Source organism: Bacillus sp. ISL-7 (assembly GCF_018613065.1).
The window spans coordinates 76,071-96,897 of record NZ_JAGGQW010000056.1 but is presented as its reverse complement, the minus strand read 5'-3'; the positions used below and the strand labels follow the sequence as shown (position 1 = coordinate 96,897).

Below are 20,827 nucleotides of genomic sequence, written 5' to 3'. Positions count from 1 at the left end.
CCATTGATAATAGGAATGAAAGCGGTTGTTTTTAATCTCTTAAAAGTTTACTATATTGTGTGGGAGGGATAAACATGATAGATTTTGTTTTTCAAAACAGTACAAAGTTAATATTTGGTAAATATCAGGAGCAATTAGTAGGTCAAGAGGCCGTTGTTTATGGAAAAAAACTTCTCTTGCATTATGGCGGAGGTAGTATCAAGATCAACGGACTATATGATAGGATTCTGCAGTCATTACTTGAACAGGGCATCGAAATAATTGAATTGGGCGGAGTAAAGCCGAACCCTCGAGTCAGCCTTGTTAGAGAAGGAGTTGCCCTTTGTAAGGAACATAACATTGACCTTATTCTTGCTGTAGGTGGAGGAAGTGTAATTGATTCGGCCAAAGCGATCGCTGCTGGTGCGAAATATGATGGGGATGTATGGGATTTCTTTGAAGGGAAATCTACAGTTCAAGACTGTCTGCCGATCGGAGTAGTGTTAACCATACCTGCAGCGGGAAGTGAATCTAGCTCGGGCACGGTTATAACGAACGAAGATGGATGGTATAAGCGGTCGACGGGTCATTCGACCATGCGTCCTAAGTTTTCCATTCTAAACCCTGTTCTTACATACACCTTACCATCTTATCAAACAGCATGTGGGATCACAGATATGATGGCGCATATCTTGGAAAGATATTTCACTAATGAAAAGAATGTAGAATTAACAGATCGATTGTGTGAAGGGGCATTACGAGCCATTATAAATAATGCACATACAGTCATCGAGGACCCAACCAATTACGATGCAAGAGCTGAGATTATGTGGTCAGGCACAATTGCACATAATGATTTGTTAGGGACAGGAAGAGTTGGTGATTGGGGAAGCCACGATATTGAACATGAGATCAGCGGCATTTATGATATTGCACATGGAGCTGGTTTGGCGATTGTATTCCCAGCCTGGATGAAGCATGTGTATAAACATGATGTAAATAGATTTGTTCAATTTGCTAATCGAGTCTGGGATGTAGAAATTGACTTAAACAATTTAGAAAAAACCGCTTTAGCAGGAATCAAGAAAATAGAACAATTCTTTAGCTCCATCGGTATGCCGGTAACATTGAAAGAAGCTGGTATTGGTGAAGAGCACTTGGAGGAAATGGCTAAAAAGGGAACAGAAAGAGGACCACTAGGCAATTTTGTAAAGTTACATGAAGCTGATGTTGTACAGATTTTACATTTGGCTAAATAAGAAAAAAACCTCGCTCACAACATTTTAGCGAGGTTTCGTTTTGTTAATTTTATTTGTAGAAAAATTTAACTGATGAAATAAATATCATTAATTCAAGATATTTTACTTGACGATTTTTGTCGGATAGATATATTCTTGTTACATACTTAAGAAGTATAGTTTAACAAAATCTAACAAAATATCGGGGCTATTTGAGGGGAAAATAATAAAGGTCTTTTGATTTAATTGCTACGCCAGTTATTGCCAAGTCTTTATTCATATGATATCGTTCCTTTGAGAAGGTCACCTTTACAGGTAAAGTTGTAGCAGCATTAAGAAATGTGTTTGGTGGACATGCTGTCGAAAAGAATTAAAAAAAGCATTTATTTTATTAAAATTGGAGGAAAAAGATTATGAAATTTTTTATCGATACTGCAAACCTAGAGGAAATCAAAAAAGCCTATAAAATTGGTGTGTTATCAGGAGTAACAACCAACCCTTCTTTAGTGGCAAAAGAGGGAGTAAAATTCGAAGACCGTATTGCTGAAATCCTTAATGCTGTACCAGAGGTTGAGTCTGTTTCTGCAGAGGTAACGCCTAATGCTTTGACTGCTGATCAAATGATTGCAGAAGCAAACGAACTTATTAAAATTAACGGTGGCGATAAAAACATCACCATTAAACTTCCAATGACGTTAGATGGATTAGAGGCTTGCCGTTATCTAACGAAAAAAGGTGTAAAAACCAACGTTACCTTGATTTTTAGTGTGAACCAAGCATTGCTCGCTGCACGAGCAGGTGCAACTTATGTTTCACCATTCTTAGGTCGGTTGGATGATATTAACGAAGATGGTGTAGAATTAGTCGCAAAAATTGCTAAGATGTTCCAGATTCAAAACTTGGATTCACAAATCATTGCTGCATCTGTTCGTCATCCAGATCATGTAACCCGTGTAGCGATGGCTGGAGCTCATATTTCAACGATTCCATTCAAGGTAATTGAGCAATTATCAAAACATCCATTAACAGATCAAGGGATTGAAAAATTTGCTGCAGACTGGAAAACGACTGTTTAAAAACAGATTCTTAATACGTATTTCTATATAGAGTTATTTAAGCACCTTTATCTTAGTCAAATGATAAAGGTGTTTTTTTTTAATATTGAAGAGTATTCAGCATTAAGAAACAGTAAAAATACCTCTCCATAATAAAATTATGGAGAGGTATTTTCATCTATAACCATTAAATCTCATTGATTGGTGTATCTTCATGGTTTCCAAATCCTGGGAAGTTTGATAATTTCACATAATCTTCTATAATAAAACAAAAAGAAAATCCTCTGAAATCAAGATAATTTCGCGGTTTCCGGAGAGATAGTTAGTTCAAGAAATGAATTTATAGTATTAAAATTTTGCTAGATTTTCAGTGGATTACATTCTTTCTTTGATTTTATTACATAGTTTTAAAGGATTCTGAAGGGTGATATTAGTGGATGAACTGATAAGTAAATGTTGGCTAATTAAAAATGCTTTTAATATTGATGTACAAGCGGTCGATCATCAATTTCAAACGATTCTGCACATATCTGATGATAGTGAACCCCTAATTTTTGCAGAAGCTCGAAAAAAAATCTATTTGGACCTTAAAAAAGCTTTAGAAAAGGCAAATAAAAACAGTTTTTGTATTCATACAGATTCATTCCAACTATCGTATATGGCGATGCCTATAAACGAGGAAGAACTGTTTCAAGGAATGGTTTTGGTTGGGCCTTTCTTGAATGAGCGGGTCACTGACCATTTTATCTGGAATGCGATGAGGGAAAATCATCTTGAAAATAATTGGGTAAAACCATTGGAGAATTTTTATAAATCCTTACCCTATTTGGGACAATCATACATAGCAATTGGCGATTTGTTAGTGAATCTATTAGCGAATCCGCGAGTTGACTCCCATTTTATTACGACAAAAAAGCATAGTGAGCAATATCAACCGGATGTACAGCCGCAGGATTATGGCCAAGATGGTTTGGAAGTTAAGCTAAGGTATGAGGCAGAAAAGAAATTTTTACATTTTATCGAAACTGGGGATAAGGAAAATGCAATGAAAGCTTTGATTGAATTCACAGGTGATTTTTCATATAGAGTTCCAGGGAATCCTTTGCGAGCGAAAAAAAATCTTAGCTTTTCAAGTAATACTATGAATAGGATGGCTGCTGCTAAGGGAGGAGTTGAACCTCAATATTTACATGCTATTTCGGAAAAATTCGCACTTAAGATTGAGGCAGCGGTAGCGATGTCCGATTTAGATGCGATAAATTTCAGTATGATTGAAGAATATTGTGATGCGGTTAAGAATTTTGCTGTTAATGGATATAGTTCTGTTGTAAGGAAAGCATTAATGTATATAAATATCCACTTTAAGGAAACTATAAATGTGCAATCTGTAGCAGCTGAAATTGGATTTAATCGAGCATATCTTGCGAAGAAGTTTAAAAAAGAATTGAATATAAGTGTCATTGATTATATTCATAAAAAGCGGATTGAAGAGGCAATTTTTCTTATGGAACAGGGTCATTTATCTATTACAGATATTGGTATTCAAGTGGGTTTTAGCAGCTATAATTATTTTTGTAAAGTATTTAAAGAAATAAAAGGAATGACAGCTACAGAGTATAAAGGGAGTAAACCATTAGAAAAAAAGGAGTATGATTAAAATCATTGACTCTTCAACGTTAACTTTGTATTTTTATAAATTTGATTCAATTTCACTCTAAATAAATTTTATTTATAAAAAATAATTTAAAATACTGTTCAATTTTATATAAAAGTTAACAATAATGGATGTGAAAACGAACTCAAATTGCTAACATGAATCTATCACTTGTCCCAACTTTTCCCGAATGATGGGGATGAACAAGTTAAGGAGGCATTCAAATGGAAGTTAACCATAAACAACCGAATTTAGAAGTAAGAGTCAAGAACATTATTGAAGTTGATGGACTAAAATTTAAAGATCTGAATAACAGTGGGAAATTAGAACCATATAAGGATTGGCGTTTAAGTCCGAGAGAACGTGCGGAGAACCTAGTCTCATTGATGAATACCGATGAAAAGGTCGGAATGATGCTTATTAATTCTCGTCAGATGGGTCTTTCTCAAAAAGATAAGAGTAAGACAAGCCATGATGGTGTGTTAGATGAAGGAATTGTTGAAAAGGGCGAAACTATTTTTGCACTGGCAAAAGTATATGGAACCACGCATACGATTGAAAACATGCATTTGCGCCACTTTATTCTAAGAGACAATTGGAGTCCATCCGAAATGGCAGAATGGGTGAATACCATGAATGAAGTATGTGAGGGAACACGCCTTGGTATTCCTTGTTTAATCGCATCGAATTCAAGAAACGAAAATACTGAATTCATTTTTGGTATGAATGATGCAGCTGGGATTTTTTCCACTTGGCCTGGAACGTTAGGACTTGCTGCAGCGGCAAAAGGAGATATGAAAAATGGCGGTGATGCCTCTCTTATTAGCCAATTCGCCCAAATCGCACATGATGAGTGGGATGCGGTTGGAATAAGAAAAGGATATATGTATATGGCGGATACTGTTACGGACCCGAGATGGCAGCGGATATATGGTACATTCGGTGAAGACCCAGAATTTATTTCTGATGTTATCGGCCGCATCATTGACGGCTTTCAAGGGAAGACCCTCGGAAATCATAGTATTGCTATGACGACCAAGCATTTTCCTGGCGGTGGACCAAGGGAAAATGGATTTGATCCACATTATGAAGAGGGGAAATGGAACCTATACCCAACGCCAGGGAGTCTAGAAAAGTATCACCTGCCTCCGTTTCGGGCAGCGGTAGAACATGGGACTTCATCTATGATGCCATATTATTCGATTCCTAGTATCAAGAAAAGTGTGGTTCAAGAATTCGAAGGGGAAGACATTCCTTTCGAAGAGGTTGGTTTTACATTTAATCATTATTTCTTAAATACGATCCTTAGAGAAAAACTAGGGTTCAAGGGTTATATAAATAGCGACAGCGGCGTTACAAGTAAAATGAGCTGGGGCGTTGAAACCTTAAGCGAGGCGGAACGTTTTGCTAAAGCGATTAATGCGGGGACAGATCTTATTTCTGACACTAATGATATTGAAAACCTAAAAAAAGCGATCGAAAAGAAATGGATCAGTGAGAAGCGGATTAATGAGGCCAATGTACGACTGCTTACAGAAATGTTTGCATTAGGACTATTTGATGACCGTACGTATATTTCACCCGACCATGCTGCTGAAGCGGTGAAAAATCCAGCAAACTGGGAAGCTGCTTATGAAGCGCATAAAAAATCGGTAACTGTACTTAAGAATCAGAAGCAGACATTACCTTTAACAGCTGAAAATCTTGAGGGTAAGAAGGTTTATGTGGAAGTTTTCCACAAGGAGACCGAACGAGCAACTTCATATACTGAAAAAGCTAGACAGGAATGTCAAGAGCTTGGTCAATTTACTTTGACCGATAATCATGAAGAAGCTGATGTAGCTATATTATTTTTAAGTCCAAAATCTGGAGCTTATTTCAATGCGACACCAGGACTATTAGAACTTGAAATATGCGAAGATAAAACGGTAGCTGCTTTGGATGGTACTTCCTACCAAGAAACGACTTTGAGTGGGATGAACCATTTAAAAGAAGTGGCCGACAGTATCCATATTCGTGGCGGCAAAGTAATCATGAGTGTTAATGTCATTCTGCCATGGATCCTTGGAAATGTTGAGCCATTGGCAGATGCATTGATCGCTGGATATGATACCTACTATAAGGCACAGTATGAGGTTATGGCGGGCAATAGCTCACCAGTAGGTGTGTTACCGTTGACATTGCCAGCGAGTGAAGCGGTCATTGCGGTTGATGAAAATGGTGAGTGCGTGTCGAGAAATGATGTACCGGGTTATGTCAAGGACGAATATATGCCTGAAGGACTTAACTATGCTTATAAAGATAGCGATGGGAATATCTATAAACTTGGTCATGGATTAACCTATTAATTTAGCTAAGAGTCATAATGTAAAAACTTGCCAATATTAACTTGGCGAGTTTTTACATTATTATAGCTTTCTACAATTTATCATCAACCACTACTTTTACATCCCCAATTGTATCTATTTGGACTTTTTCTTCTTTCACATTTTCGTTAATCTGAATAATCTCTTCAAACTGATTCCTAAAAATTTCTACATCATTAAGGATAGTTGGGTTTAATATGACCTCAATACGATCTTCGCAGAGAGGAATTTGAGTGGTTTCAATTTGTGTAGTTGTTCCACTTTCTGGATTTAATATCTTTTTCTCAATAATTAGCTCTTCACGGATTATAGGAACGACAATTTGTTTCTCCAGGGTATACGTTTTCTTATATACTCTAACATCTGCCGTCACAACCCACTTCTTGTTAACCTGCAATTCTTCCTTATGTAGTTGGATCGTTTTATCTTCTTGATGCTCGGTCTTCTTTTCAGGCAACTTAATCTCTCCCTCCATTGGAAAGTAGTGCAAACACCTTTCCATTGCCCAGCAATGAAAAGGTGTTTTTGTTTTTAGCTATTATTTATATCGTTAAAGCTTGACCCGTCAGAAACGATATCGACACTTCCGGTTGTATCAACATGAGCCTCTTCGTGTCTGAGTGTCTCTTGTACTTTCTGAGTATCCTCAATTTGACGTTTCGAAGCTGAAATCTCCTCGGTCGCAACCGTATACTTGTTTACCTCAACTTGCTCCTGGGTAACAGGAATCGTAATGGTTTCCTGAGATATAGTAGATCCATCGCTACGTTCGTTATTTAACGGTGTTCTTTTTATGACAACTTCCTCGTGCATTACAGGAACGTCGACAGTTCTTTGTTCTTCCACGACATCTTTAGAAATAACTACTTGTCCAGCATCGACATTATTCTTTACAATGTCTAACTCTTCTTTATGAAGCTGGAGAGAGCCGTCAGTTTTAGTATCCTGGGTACTTGTACTGGGATCGTTCCCTTGATTGCTCATAGTGGTTTGGCTATTTTCACTTTCAGTGTTTTGTGATTTATCATCACCGAATAATCCTAAAAAGTCGCTCATAAAAATCCCCCTTGTATGTTGTTTATGGTCAAGCCTTTTTTATAATGTACTCATGTGGGTTCTTTATACTTTAAAATCATTAGAAAAAAGGTATGAAAAGATGATATTCGAGCTGATGTAAGATTCACTATGTATGAAATATTTTCATGGCATAATTATTGTTTAATTATGAAACAATCTTGTTTGGAGCTGGTGACTAAAAAGAATATAATTAAATTGAGTTTGAGCAATTGTATTGTGGAGGGGATTTCATTTTGACATTTTTTGAAAAAATTAAACCACACTTGATTAGCCATGATATATTAATTCAAGAAACGGTGCTTCATGCATTACACGATTATCCAAACGTCCCAGAAGAATGGACAATCGAATTATTGACGGAAGCCTTTAAAAACCAGGACAAGCAATCCTCTATTTTAATCTACATAGAAAACATGAAAATCAATGAAGACGCTGTCAACGTTTTACTAGAAAATATTCCTAGGATGGACAAGACCAAGATCCACTTAGCGGTGAATTTGTTAGAACGTATCGATCCAAGGCTCGCTCTAAAATATAGAGAGCAACTGCAAAGATACATTGGTGAGGATCGTTGGCCATTATATGAGCTAATCGTAAACGGGACGGAAGAAGAAGTTTGGAATAAATATGCAAAAACAATAAATACTCTTGACCAAGCGGATTCTTATCAACATCCACTTTACATACAAGCTAAAAAACTGGCTGCATGCATCGTTCAAAATGGCTGGATCACTGAAGATGAAGTAGAAGTGATTCTTCAAGAGGAATTAAAGGAACAATGGTTTTCATTTAATGGAATCTTGACGGTGTATATGATTGGATTACTGAAACTTGACAAGCATATCCCATTTCTATCCAGTTTGTTAAACCGTGATGAAGATATCTTGTTAGAAGAAGTTGCATCGGCGTTAATTCGGTTTCAATCGGATAAGGTTGTGAAAGAGGTTGGACCTTATTTAAAGCAATCGGATTCGATTATTTTTGCTAGTTCTGTTATTGAAAATATTAAATCAGACCTCGCTGTTCAGGTTTTGAGAGAGGCCTATCAATATTCAGATGAACTCGAAGATCAGGATATTCTGATCGAAGCACTCTGTCATCAGCTTTCTAAAGATGCGCTTCCTGAAATTAGCGATCATATGAAAAAGGAATACTTCTCAAGCCTCGTAGATATTGAACAGACTGTTTATAGTTATTATTCCATTTTAGGCGAGCCACATCCGGAACTAATGAATTGGAAGCTAGCAGCACTTGGAAGAGAAATAGAATTTAGAAATAAAAGCAAGCAGGGTGGAATTTCCCAAAACGGTCCAATTTTAACTGAAAATAAAATAGGACGAAATGATCCGTGCCCGTGTGGAAGCGGCAAAAAATATAAAAAGTGCTGTGGCAAATAAGGAGATTAAGTGCGATGAAGTTTGATAAAGTTCGTTGGGGAATCATTGGATGCGGTGATGTGACAGAAGTGAAAAGCGGTCCAGCCTTCCAAAAAATTAATAATTCTGAGTTGGTTGCCGTTATGAGAAGAACGGGGGAACTTGCCAAAGATTATGCAGACCGGCACAATGTTAGAAAATGGTACGATAATGCGGATGAACTCATAAACGATCCAGATGTAGATGCTATCTATATTGCAACACCGCCTGGTTCGCATAAGGAATATACAATCAAGGCAGCAAAGGCAGGGAAACCTGTTTATGTAGAAAAGCCAATGGCACGCAATTTCGCGGAATGCCAAGAGATGATTGCAGAATGTGAAGAGGCAGGAGTCCCATTATATGTGGCTTACTACCGGAGGGCACAACAGCGATTTTTAAAAATAAAAGAGCTGTTGGAAAATGGGGAAGTTGGTGAGGTACGGTTTGTATCATCAACACAATATCAAAAAGCTACGGAAGATGTGTTGGACCCACAACATCTTCCGTGGCGAGTTCAACCTGAATTAGCAGGCGGGGGACTATTTTTTGATCTAGCCAGCCATACGCTTGATCTATTAGATTTTTTACTTGGACCGATTACGTCTGTGCAAGGATTTGCTTCTAATCAAGCAGGCTATTATCGTTCCGAAGATATCGTAACAGGTACATATCGGTTTGAATCTGGCGTCCATGGTGTCGGAAATTGGTGTTTTACTGCTTTTGAAGATGTCGATGTGAATGAAATCGTGGGGAGCCTTGGGAAAATCACCTTTTCCACTTTCGGAAACGAGCCCATTGTTTTAACGACAGCGAGCGGAACGGAGCAATGGAGTTTCGAGCGACCAGAGCACGTCCATCAACCACTTGTCGAAACGATTGTGGCTGACTTAACAAGTGGCAGCTCTCATTGCCCTAGCAGTGGAGTGACAGGAACCAGAACGAACTGGGTCATGGGAGAAATGGTGAAGAATTATTATCAGTAGTATGGGACTAGGATCAACCTTTCACGGTTGGTCCTAATTTTTTAGGTCGGTCATCTTATGCCAGCGAAAGTGTTTGGCCCTTTCAGAAAATGATTGGTGCCTGACACTTTTTTTTATTTATTTTCAGTGTTTTTAGTGTATGTAAGCGCATACATTTATAGGGAGCGCTGGAGGTGATTTAGTTGATCTATCCTTATGGGAATGATTATATCAAATACTTAAACGATGAAGGTTCTTATGGGATCACGTATGAACAATGGAAGTTTAAAAATAGTAAACAATACTCAGACAAGTGCAGACAATGCGGACATGAAAAACACCGCTTTCAACCTTGTCCAAAGTGTAATTATTAAACGCCTTTAGGCGTTTTTTTTACATTTGTATTTCCTCTAGAATCGTGCTCGGGTCCAGTGCCAATTGCTATCCAAGCAATAATAAACGCTACGGTCCACAGCCAAAAACCTTTCTTCGGTGAAAATCTACGCTTTGTTACCATCCAAAAAATCATAACATGTAGCGATAATGATTAGAGCAATCGGAAAATGCACCACAATGGGGTGATTATGTGACATTAATGTATGGTAAAAATGCTGTGGAAGGATGATCGAATGTTTTTTCATAGTTGTTATTGGATATGAAAATAATATGTTTGAGTAAGGATCAGATAAAACAGACGAGCTGCATTTTTAGAAAGAAAGGAAGTACTTATAATGGAAAACTCAATTGAGAAATTACAAAAGTTGCACGAATCGGTACAAAGATTGGAGTCGGTGTTACAAGAGGTATGGAGTATGGTTGACGAAATTGGTGAGGATGATCAGTTCTCTGACCTTTTAAATAAAGCCAAAAAATATCAATCAAAGAAACAAAGCACAGATGAAAGTATGGAGGAACTAATAGTCAGGCTGGATGAATACGATAATAGCATGGAGCAAATTCCAGAAGACGGGACGGCGGCTGTCGATTTTGAGGATGCGATCGCAGAACTTATCGATTGGATGAGGAATAATCAATAATAATGGGTTGTAAAACCTGGGACTAACTAATTGGGTTAGCCCCTTTTTCTTTGGATTCTACATTGGTACTTATTATCTATTTCGCTGATAGAACAAAGGAATTCGCTGATAGGATTGGCAAATTCGCTGATAGAAATGGCAAACTTTGATAGATTTCGCGATTCGCCCATTGAATGCGAAAATCCGCTCATAAAGTAGAAAAATTCGCCCATTAACTATAAAAATTCGCTCATAAAATCTAAAACTGCAAATATGGCTGAATTTTAATAGGAAAATAATAAAAATTTCACCGCAAATTGACGGGTTGAACAAATTATTTTCTTTTATTGTCAAAAATGTGGGAACTTTTCATTGTATAGTTTTCTTATACCATCTAGGAAATACTATTGAGGTTAGTAAATTGAAACAAGGAGATCACATAGTGAAAGATAAAATCCCCTCGTTATCGTCCAACTCATTTTATTTGGGTATTTTGTTAGCGGTCGTTGGAGGTTTTCTAGATGCCTATACTTTTATCAGCAGAGAAGGCGTATTTGCCAATGCCCAAACAGGAAATTTGGTCCTGCTCGCTGTAAAAGCAGCGAACAGGGATTGGCGTGGCTCTCTGCATTATATCCCACCCATTTTAGCATTTATCTTAGGTGTTTTGGTATCAGAAATGGCTAAAATTCCTCGTGTTAGACAAGTTCTACACAGCTATAGAAGGTCAATTCTTATCTTAGAATGCCTTGTATTAATTATTGTAGGTCTATTACCACGAAGTGTGCCGAACATCGTAGTAACTGTATGTATCGCATTTGTATCCTCTTTACAAATTTCTACTTTTAATAAAATCGACAAATGGGCTTACAATTCAACCATGACAACAGGAAATCTTCGGACGGCAACTCAAGCAGCCTATTTGGCCTTAAAAGAAGATAATGATGAAGCCAGAAAACAATTCAAAGAATTTTTTGTGATCATTCTTTCCTTTTTATTTGGAGCATTAACCGGGACATTTTCCACCACCTACTTAGGGAACACCTCTATTTGGATTGCTTCTGGAATCTTAGTGATTGCAATTATTTTGTATCACCGGGATCGAGGGTATATAAGCAAGTCCTTAACGATAAGATAGTATGTTAGGTGCCGGGTAATTGTGTAGAGGAGGCTGGAACAAAGGAGAACCAGCCTCTTCCTGTCTTCCTATTGAAATCTTCCTACTCAACCATTTCCAACGTATGAATTACCTCTCTTAGTGCTTCTATTTCATCGTCCCCGGAAACTTCTAATATAATTTCTGCCTGTTTAGGGATCGCTAACGATAAAACACCGAGTACCGATTTTACATTAACCTTCCGTCCTTTATAAGTAAGAAAGATATCAGCATTAAATCGAGAAGCATTTTGAACTAATTGATTGACCGGCTGAGCATATAAACCTGCATTCCTGTTGATTGTTACTGTTTGTTGTATCATGATTTTCCTCCTTGGATACGATGTTATAGCATCTGTAAATAATGCACTTTTCTTATGTATGAAACTACGTCACTAAAAATGCACCATTGACTCAATATGGGCCATTTTGTGTGGTAGTCCTTCTGCGCTGCCTATTGAGTTCCCTAGTACTTTAGTTTAAATCTAGTAAATTGAATAGATGTCCCATAAAAATAGGCTTTTGAATCAGTGGCAATACCCACCCATTTTTCATATTTTGATGGAGAGAGTACTTGAAGCATCGGTGAATTCACCTGTAACACACTTTTTTCTGATTTGTTCTGTTCCCCTTTCATGTGCTAGCACAAATTGTTCATTTAAAATAGACGGAGGTATGAAAATGAATCCTTTCCAAAATGATCTCCAAATGTTGAACGTTGGCGATTTCCAAGCGAGTCAGGCAGTTCCTTTTGACTATAACCAATACTACAATGATGATCAGTCCCGACAATTCGGCGGTTTTGGCGGTATTGGCGGTATTGGTGGTATTGGTGGTTTTGGCCGCTGTTTTAGTTGTTTTAGTTGCTTTAGCTGTTTTAACTGCTTTAACTGCTTTAGTTGTTTCCGTTGCTCTAGTTGCTTTAGGTGTTCTAATTGCTCTCATTGCTCTAATTGTGGCGGCGGCCATCGATGCGGTGGACATCGGTGCGGCGGTTAATCGTTCGATTTTTCTAATGTAAAACTGATTTTTAAGAAGAAGAGACAGTCCCTGCATGAGTTTTTGTAGGGGCTCTTCTCTTTTAGCTTAGACATAAGGGACAAATTGCGGTACATAGAATTATAGTGAAGTGATGTTACAGAATGGAGTAAAGCTACGGCTAAGGAGGAGCGAAATGACAAGTTTGAACCCTTCTATGCGTCTGAAAGTGAAAAGGGATACGTTTTTTCTCCCAGATTCAAACAACGGTGTGTATTTTCGGAACAACATTAGCTCGTTCCGTATGGAAGGCAGTACGATCGATCAGTGGGTTGAAAAGCTGATACCGATGTTCAACGGGGAGTATACTTTGGGGAATTTAACAGAGGGATTGCCGGGCCCATACCGAGATCGAGTGTATGAAATTGCAGAAGTGCTGTATCGAAATGGGTTTGTCCGTGATGTAAGTCAAGATCATCCGCATCAATTGGAGGATCAGGTTCTTAAAAGGCATGCTTTTCAAATTGAATTTGTCGACAGTTTTGTTGATTCGGGAGCGTACCGTTTTCAAACCTATCGTCAGGCCAAAGTGTTGGCAGTTGGCTCAGGTCCTTTTTTTGTTTCGTTAGTGTCTTCGTTAATTGAATCCGGATTACCCAAGTTCAAATTGTTAATCACTGACACGGTACCGACTAATAGACGGCGGTTAACGGAACTTGTGGCACATGCCTGTAAGACAGACCCTGAGGTGGAGGTAGAGGAGGTCAGCCTGAAGGACGATGGGGTGAGTTTTTGGCGGGAGTGTGTGCAGCCGTTTGATTCGATTTTGTATGTGTCACAAGAAGGCAATTTAGAGGAGTTGCGGCTTCTGCATACGGTTTGTGGGGAAGAGAAAAAGGCATTCCTCCCTGCTATTTGCTTACAGCAGGTGGGAATAGCGGGTCCGTTAGTGAATCCAGAATCTGAGTCGAGCTGGGAGTCTGCTTGGCGCCGCTTGCACCAATCTGTGCTACTCAAAGACCAGCAAATTACTGCTTTCTCTTCCACTGCCGGCGCAATGTTGGCCAATGTAATCGTATTTGAATTGTTTAAAGAGGTTACAGGAGTAACCGAACTGGAACAAAAGAATCAATTCTTTTTGCTTGATCTTGATACGTTGGAAGGACACTGGCACTCGTTTATTCCCCATCCACTGGTGACCGGACGAATATCGACTAAATGGGTAGAAGATTTCGATAGGCGGATTGGACAGGGATTAAGCAGTGATGAACCGAGTGAATTGCTACTTTTTTTCCACCAATTGACATCAAAAGAGTCAGGGATTTTCCATATTTGGGAGGAGGGAAATTTAAAGCAACTTCCGTTAGCTCAGTGTCGTGTGCAGGCAGTCGACCCTTTATCTGCCGGACCGGCTAAGCTGTTAGGAGAAATTGTCTGTTCAGGACTGACACATGAGGAGGCTCGAAGGGAAGCCGGTCTTGCTGGGATTGAAGCCTATGCGTCACGAATGGTCGATTTGCTCGCTACGAGGCTACTTCCACATCAGGAAGTAGAGGGTAGAATGATAGAATTGCAGGAATTTGTTGGGGTTGGGACTGGGGAAACGTTTGCGGAAGGAGTTTGCCGCGGGTTGCAAAAGTGTTTGGCCGAAGAGCTGAACATTCAACAGTTTAATCAGAAGATATCTATCTCTCGGGTGCACTTGAGTGCTGTAGAGGATGAGCGTTGCCGGTTTTATCTGCAGGCGCTGACTACAATGCAGGGGGCACCAGTTATCGGCTTAGGGGAGGAAGTGTCCGGTTTCCCTGTGGCATGGGTCGGTACAAGTGACGGCTGGTATCGCAGTGTAGATTTGAATATAACATTGGCGTTACGGAAGGCGTTACAACAAGCACTAATCAAAGTTCAAAACCCAAATACTAGCCTCACCGAGCAAGTGTTTGATGTTTCATCCTTGCTTCTGGAAGAAATGGTGCCGCTAAGCCTAGTAATCCCTGCTTGTGAAGAGAGGATAAAATCCGAGAACTTGCAGTCCGCTATGGAAGTCTTGGAACGAAATCATAAGCGGCTTTCGGTGTTCGAACAAGAAATAGAACCATTTTTGAAAGAAGGATTGGCAGGGGTGTTTGGTGTGTTGCTTCGAAAGGAGGAATCTAGGTGAGCGCTGTCGTGTTGGTTGTTGGAGAAGGGGTGGTGGCGGACAGTGTATGTGAAGAACTGTTCGCTCATTACCATGTAGTTCGCCAGACCGAATTCGAGGCGGTTGTACCGAAAAAAACTGATTTGGCTCTGGTGCTGCAGGATGCCTGGAATCCTTCCGTTCATCAAAAGGCAGAAGAGATATTTCGGCTAACAGGTACACCATGGCTGCGAGGCTTCGTTTCATTTGGAGAGGGTGTAGTGGGGCCGCTAATTCGACCAGGGACGCCGGGGTGTTCTCAGTGTGCGGATATGAGACGTCTCATGGCTGGACGCGACCGAAAAGAGATGTGGGAGATGAAGCAGAGGCTGAAGGAATACCGTGGTATGCAGCCTGAAGGCTGGGTATCCTTCACAGGACTCTTGCAGCTGTCATACCAGATCAGAGCAGAGGCACAGCGAATTTTGCAGGGTGATCATGCACTTTCGGAAGAACAGGTATGTTTAATTAATTTGAAAACATTAAAGAGTTCATGGCATTCCTTTCTCCCTGACCCGCTGTGTCCGGTTTGCAGCCATTTACCAGACGATTCGGAGGACGCTGCTCAAATCTCATTGCATCCAAGTCCGAAGATCAGCCTAGACAGTTACCGCTGCCGTTCGTTGGATGATCTGAATAAAGTTTTAGTTAAAGACTACCTAGATCATCGAACGGGCCTTTTGAATGGTAAAATGGTTGACCTCGTGCCGCCATTTGCCGATGTCAGTGTGAATCTGCCTTTGTTCGAGGGGGATGAGGGAACAGCAGGAAGGACAAATTCATATGAGGTAAGTGAGTTGACTGCCATTTTAGAAGGACTCGAGCGGTACTGCGGTCTGGAGCCACGCGGGAAACGTACAGTCGTCTTTGATAGTTTCAGCAATTTGAAAAATAAGGCACTTAATCCTATGAAAGTAGGTGTGCATGCAAAGGAACAGTATGAGCAGCATGGTTTTCCTTTTCAACCGTTTAATCCTGAACGATCAATGAATTGGGTATGGGGTTATTCGTTTTTGGAAGAGCGTCCGATTCTTGTGCCAGAGTTGCTTGCCTATTACAGCTTGGGCTGCGGGCAGCGTGGATTTGTCTATGAAACTTCCAACGGATGTGCATTAGGCGGAAGTTTGGAGGAGTCTATTTTTTACGGAATTATGGAAGTGGTGGAGCGTGATTCATTTCTAATGACTTGGTACGCACAGCTGAACCTGCCGCGTCTTGACCCTTCCTCAGCTGATGACCAAGAATTGCAGTTAATGATCGAACGTATGAGGTCGGTCGCGGGATATGATCTTTATTTGTATAACTCGACGATGGAGCATGGAATACCAAGTATTTGTGCGATTGCTAAAAACATGAAGAAAAAGGGGTTAAATCTCATCTGTGCGGCTGGAGCACATCTGGACCCGGTAAGAGCGGTTAAGAGCGCTGTCCATGAGTTGGCTGGCATGATGCTGACGCTTGACGAAAAATTGGAGTCTAACCAGGAAAAGTATAGCCGAATGCTGCAAGATTCATCTCTGGTGCAACAGATGGATGATCATGGGATGCTGTACGGTTTGCCGAAAGCGGAAGATCGCCTGGATTTTTTACTTGAAGATAATCGTCCCTTGAGAACATTTGACGAGGAATTCAAGTGGAAATCGAGGCATACGGACCTTACAGATGATCTGCTGGACATACTTCAAGTTTTTCGACCATTAAATCTTGATGTAATTGTGGTGGACCAGACGGCACCAGAATTGAAACGGAACGGATTGTATTGCGTGAAAGTGCTGATTCCGGGGATGCTGCCGATGACATTCGGACAACATCTTACCCGTGTAACTGGGCTGGAGCGTGTGCTCAGGGTACCGATGGAACTCGGTTATTCAAAACAACCGCTGACACTTAAACAATTAAACCCACATCCGCATCCGTTTCCATAAGAGGCGAACTAGGAGGCAAGGAGGATGAGTCTAGAGGAGTTTTTACACAATCTGCATTTTGACATTGATAAGGCAAGTGTGCCTAACTGGGAAGTGGATTGGGAAGATGCGCCACTTTCTTATAAGCTCTACAGTGGCTTACCTGTGGTACCATTTTCTCTAGAAGTACCGCTGACACTTGAAGGACAAGAACAGCCCGCAAAGCCTGATCTTCGTAAAGTCGGTCATTTCCTCTGGTATGTATACGGCCTTACTCAAGTTAGCCAGTCAGTCTTTCCCATGGGTTCCAAGGATAAAACGGCGAATCTAGTACAGTCGTTTCGGCGGTTTGCTCCTTCCGGCGGGGCACTGTATCCAAACGAATTATACATTTATCTTAAGGTAGAGGATTCGCCTGTTGGGATGTACCATTATGATGTGGCCCATCACCGCTTGGTATTGTTGCGAGAAGGAAATTTCGATTCCTATATCGCCCGTGCTCTTGGTAACCGCTGTGATATATCTGCCTGCTTTGGAACTGTATTTGTGTCAACCATGTTTTGGAAAAATTTCTTTAAATACAATAACTTTTCTTACCGTCTGCAAGGGTTGGATGCCGGAGTGGTAATTGGGCAGCTACTGGAAGTAGCAAAACGTTTTGGCTTTGCATCAGGGGTTTACTTTCAGTTTCTAGATCGGGCCATGAACCATCTTGTTGGGCTTTCCGAACAGGACGAGAGTGTTTATGCGGTTATCCCGCTTTCAGTAGAACCTACCATTTGGTCTACTGCCGGGAGTGAAAAAGAAGGTTTTGTCTCTGCCGCCGAATTGTGCCGAGAGTTAACAGCGATTCAGCCCCATCATTACATCCGGTCACGGAGGGTTAAAGAGTATCCAATGTTAACAATGCTGAATGAAGCCTCCATGCTTGATTCAACACAAGCGTTTCGGCTGATCGAGACGAAAGAGAGTTTGAATGGTAACGGTCATTCGGAAGAGCTGCCTCACGTGAATCGGTTGTCATATGATCTAGCGTCGGTCTGCAGCAAGCGATTTTCTCCAGACATGGATTTTGTTTTAGGAAAGGTAAGTCAACCTCAATTGGCAACACTAATGCAGGAGGCGACCGCATCCTTCTCGTATCGTAATGATTTGGATGAAGCACATAGGAAGAACGTGCCTCGTGTTTCACTGTATGGCTGTTTATATAATGTTGAAGGTATTTCAAATGGTGCCTATCATTATGACAGTGCTGCTCATGCGTTACGAATGGTGGATCTCGGTGATTATCGACTTCAATTGCAATCCGGAATGTCTCTAGATAATGTGAATTTGCTCCAAATACCTCTCTGCTTACATGTGGCAGGAGACAGGGAATCATTCAGAACGGCACTGGGTTACAGAGGATACCGGATCCAACAAATGGAAGCAGGCATGCTAGTACAACGATTATTGTTAGCGGCGTCAGCCCTTGGAATGGGGGGGCACCCACTCCTCGGTTTTGATGGAAACTTGAGTGATCAGATTTACAAGATGGAACCACTAGGAAAAACTAGTCTAATCCAAATTCCAATTGGTCCCTATCGACATCGTCCTTGGTTAAAGGGAAGCTTGCATAGTTAGGATTAATAGGTTTACTTTAGTTCTAAGGTTAGTGAGGAAGAACTTCATGATGTTCCAGATAATCCTATGGTTTCAAAAAATGAGTTTAGTCCAGAAGCGAGAAAGGGAAGTATTCATGAGGATTTATATTAAGATGCCTTCACTTCCAATGAATGGGTGAAGGCTTTCCCAATTGCTTCGAGTGGATTTGAACATTTCTATCAGGAAGGGATAAAACACTGTCTTAACTTTATGATTCTGATAAAAGATGTTCATGAATCTTTCTTAAAGACACCTTTTCATATTCTCCTGAGTGATTCAAAAAATGCCTTAATTGGATGGGGGGATGTTTATGGCTGCCATTGGTATAGAACCGTATTTGCATGTTCGTTTTGCCAAAAATCCAGTATACGATCCAATAGGCCACAAGTTAAGCTTTATTGCAGATTATACTGGTTTGCCACAGGTTTGGGAACTTAATCTAGGGGAAGGGTGTGAAGGATGGCCTATCCAAACTTCCTTTACAAAAGAAAGAATCACCTTTATTAGCTATCTAAATGGTAAATCTAATTTGATTATTGGTATGGATGTTGGCGGAAATGAAAATCAGCAATTGTACTTACTTAAGCAAGAAGGAAAACTAATTGAGTTGACAAACTCACCAGACCATATACACCGTTATGGCGGAAGCTCGCCAGATGGAAAATGGATTGCCTGGTCGAGTAATCGCCGTAATCCAGCCTTTTTTGATATCTATATTCAAAATCTGGAATCGTTGGATATTCGTCTTTTGAATACTGGTGATGGAATATTTTCAGCGGTTAAATGGGCTCCTGACGGTAAATCCATTTTGGTCCAGAAAATAAATTCCCCTCTAGATAATGATTTGGGCATAATCGACCTTTCAACAGGGGCTATGAACTGGATAACAGAACATACAGGGGAAGCAAGTTTTAAAGATGCCCATTTTAATAAGGATGCGGACCATATATATTTATTATCGAATAAAGACAAAGAATTCTATGGGCTTGCACTAATAAATTTAAAAACCAAACATCTCGAGTGGCTAGAGCTGGGTAAGTGGGATTTTGAGGATTTGGCAATGAATAGCGATAAAAATTTGTTAGCTTATTCGATAAATGAGGGGGGAATTTCCAAGGGAGTACTTTTAGACATAAATCGAAGTTACCTTTATACGTGGAAAACTCCAATCGGACTCATATCAAATCTGAAATTTTCCCCTGATAGCCAAAAATTAGCGTATGTGTTTAAGGGACCGACATATCCCTCTGATATATGGGAACTTGACCTAAACACCATTCAGGCAGAAAGGCTTACTTATGTTTCCCGTTCACCAGTCCTGGAACATAAATTAGTTGAGCCGGAGCTTATATCCTATCGCTCTTTTGATAACCTCGAAATTCCTGCCTTTTATGCGAAGCCGAGAGATTCCACTGAAAAACATCCTGTTGTTATATACATTCATGGCGGGCCTGAGAGTCAAGCCCGTGTGGTATACAACCCAATTCAGCAGTATTTACTAAACCAGGGTTATGCCGTGTGTACACCAAACATTCGAGGAAGTACAGGTTACGGAAAAACATTTACACATTTGGATGATGTCCGAAAAAGAATGGACGCTTTAAAGGATCTCATTTTTTTAGTGGAATGGCTAAAGGCAAATGGGAACGTAGATCCTAAAAAAATCGGGATCATGGGCGGGAGTTATGGCGGGTTTATGGTTCTTGCTGCCATCAGTCACTACCCACAGCTTTGGTCTGCTGCTATTGATATTGTGGGAATGTCCAGCCTTAGAACATTCCTTCAATCAACAAGTCCATGGCGTAAGAAGCACAGGGAGAGTGAGTATGGAACAATAGAAAGAGACGGAGAATTTTTTGATAGAATTGATCCATTGAATTATTCAGATCGAATAACCACCCCATTATTAGTAATTCACGGGAAGGGCGATCCGCGTGTACACATAAGTGAATCTGAGCAAATGGTCAACAAACTAAAGGAACGGGAACACGCAGTTGACTTTATTCGCTTTGAAGATGAAGGCCATTCCATTGACAAACAAAAAAATAAAATTACTGCCTATAAGGCAATGGTAAATTTTTTCGATCGATATATCGGTAATGGATCCTAACTCGGGTGAGGGATATGGAGATAAGCCCAAGAGTAGCGGGTACGGCAGTTGTTGATTTTGAGGTTGCCATCGCGGAACTTATTGAATGGATG

Annotated in this window: 16 protein-coding genes and 1 pseudogene; 14 read left to right on the top strand and 3 right to left on the bottom strand. The window is 40.2% G+C overall.

The features are described 5' to 3' along the window. Positions 1-74 precede the first annotated feature (74 nt). From J7E66_RS22975 to J7E66_RS22960, 5 genes and pseudogenes are all read left to right on the top strand, one after another. Positions 75-1,238: an iron-containing alcohol dehydrogenase gene (locus J7E66_RS22975; protein WP_215004104.1), complete on the top strand. Its 1,164-nt coding sequence runs from the start codon at positions 75-77 to the stop codon at positions 1,236-1,238. Positions 1,239-1,465: 227 nt separating this feature from the next. Continuing rightward, positions 1,466-1,591 (top strand): annotated as a pseudogene (locus J7E66_RS32005) (phosphogluconate dehydrogenase (NAD(+)-dependent, decarboxylating)); the annotation flags it as partial. Between the two features lie 39 nt (positions 1,592-1,630). Continuing rightward, on the top strand, positions 1,631-2,293 hold the full coding sequence (fsa, locus tag J7E66_RS22970) for a fructose-6-phosphate aldolase (protein WP_215004102.1): 663 nt from the start codon (positions 1,631-1,633) through the stop codon (positions 2,291-2,293). A gap of 412 nt (positions 2,294-2,705) precedes the next feature. Then, positions 2,706-3,929: an AraC family transcriptional regulator gene (locus J7E66_RS22965; RefSeq protein ID WP_215004100.1), complete on the top strand. Its 1,224-nt coding sequence runs from the start codon at positions 2,706-2,708 to the stop codon at positions 3,927-3,929. Between the two features lie 221 nt (positions 3,930-4,150). Beyond that, positions 4,151-6,274: a glycoside hydrolase family 3 protein gene (locus J7E66_RS22960; protein ID WP_215004098.1), complete on the top strand. Its 2,124-nt coding sequence runs from the start codon at positions 4,151-4,153 to the stop codon at positions 6,272-6,274. A 70-nt stretch (positions 6,275-6,344) separates the two neighbouring features. On the opposite strand, the gene J7E66_RS22955 is transcribed toward J7E66_RS22960, so the two are convergent. Together J7E66_RS22955 and J7E66_RS22950 are read right to left on the bottom strand one after the other, a co-directional pair. Then, positions 6,345-6,749 carry a YsnF/AvaK domain-containing protein gene (locus J7E66_RS22955; RefSeq protein ID WP_215004096.1) on the bottom strand — a complete coding sequence of 135 codons (405 nt, stop codon included), beginning with the start codon at positions 6,747-6,749 and terminating at the stop codon, positions 6,345-6,347. 74 nt (positions 6,750-6,823) lie between these two features. After that, positions 6,824-7,348 (bottom strand): YsnF/AvaK domain-containing protein, encoded by a 525-nt coding sequence (locus tag J7E66_RS22950; RefSeq protein WP_215004094.1) that lies wholly within the window; start codon positions 7,346-7,348, stop codon positions 6,824-6,826. 254 nt (positions 7,349-7,602) lie between these two features. Between J7E66_RS22950 and J7E66_RS32385 the strand changes: the two genes are divergently transcribed. The 4 genes from J7E66_RS32385 (at position 7,603) to J7E66_RS22930 (ending at position 11,903) form a co-directional block, all read left to right on the top strand. Continuing rightward, positions 7,603-8,766 carry a YecA family protein gene (locus tag J7E66_RS32385; protein WP_285289249.1) on the top strand — a complete coding sequence of 388 codons (1,164 nt, stop codon included), beginning with the start codon at positions 7,603-7,605 and terminating at the stop codon, positions 8,764-8,766. Between the two features lie 14 nt (positions 8,767-8,780). Continuing rightward, on the top strand, positions 8,781-9,770 hold the full coding sequence (locus tag J7E66_RS22940) for a Gfo/Idh/MocA family protein (RefSeq protein ID WP_215004092.1): 990 nt from the start codon (positions 8,781-8,783) through the stop codon (positions 9,768-9,770). Between the two features lie 710 nt (positions 9,771-10,480). After that, a complete protein-coding gene (locus J7E66_RS22935; protein WP_215004090.1) occupies positions 10,481-10,786 on the top strand; it encodes a hypothetical protein in 306 nt (101 codons plus the stop codon). A 421-nt stretch (positions 10,787-11,207) separates the two neighbouring features. Further along, the gene (locus J7E66_RS22930) at positions 11,208-11,903 is read left to right on the top strand and encodes a YoaK family protein (RefSeq protein ID WP_215004088.1); all 696 of its coding nucleotides are present in this window, start codon (positions 11,208-11,210) and stop codon (positions 11,901-11,903) included. Between the two features lie 82 nt (positions 11,904-11,985). Here the strand turns inward: J7E66_RS22930 and J7E66_RS22925 are convergent, their stop codons facing one another. Further along, a complete protein-coding gene (locus J7E66_RS22925) occupies positions 11,986-12,243 on the bottom strand; it encodes an HPr family phosphocarrier protein (RefSeq protein WP_098933234.1) in 258 nt (85 codons plus the stop codon). Positions 12,244-12,481: 238 nt separating this feature from the next. Between J7E66_RS22925 and J7E66_RS22920 the strand changes: the two genes are divergently transcribed. The 5 genes from J7E66_RS22920 to J7E66_RS22900 all read left to right on the top strand — a co-directional run bounded on the left by J7E66_RS22920 (position 12,482) and on the right by J7E66_RS22900 (position 20,735). Further along, positions 12,482-12,919 carry a heterocycloanthracin/sonorensin family bacteriocin gene (locus tag J7E66_RS22920; protein ID WP_308162571.1) on the top strand — a complete coding sequence of 146 codons (438 nt, stop codon included), beginning with the start codon at positions 12,482-12,484 and terminating at the stop codon, positions 12,917-12,919. 175 nt (positions 12,920-13,094) lie between these two features. Further along, a complete protein-coding gene (locus J7E66_RS22915) occupies positions 13,095-15,059 on the top strand; it encodes a putative thiazole-containing bacteriocin maturation protein (RefSeq protein WP_215004084.1) in 1,965 nt (654 codons plus the stop codon). Next, positions 15,056-17,002 carry a TOMM precursor leader peptide-binding protein gene (locus tag J7E66_RS22910; protein WP_215004082.1) on the top strand — a complete coding sequence of 649 codons (1,947 nt, stop codon included), beginning with the start codon at positions 15,056-15,058 and terminating at the stop codon, positions 17,000-17,002. Before J7E66_RS22915 ends, J7E66_RS22910 begins: the two co-directional genes overlap by 4 nt. A gap of 24 nt (positions 17,003-17,026) precedes the next feature. After that, a complete protein-coding gene (locus J7E66_RS22905) occupies positions 17,027-18,604 on the top strand; it encodes a SagB family peptide dehydrogenase (RefSeq protein ID WP_215004080.1) in 1,578 nt (525 codons plus the stop codon). A 331-nt stretch (positions 18,605-18,935) separates the two neighbouring features. Then, positions 18,936-20,735 (top strand): S9 family peptidase, encoded by a 1,800-nt coding sequence (locus tag J7E66_RS22900; protein WP_215004078.1) that lies wholly within the window; start codon positions 18,936-18,938, stop codon positions 20,733-20,735. The last annotated feature ends 92 nt before the right edge of the window (positions 20,736-20,827 follow it).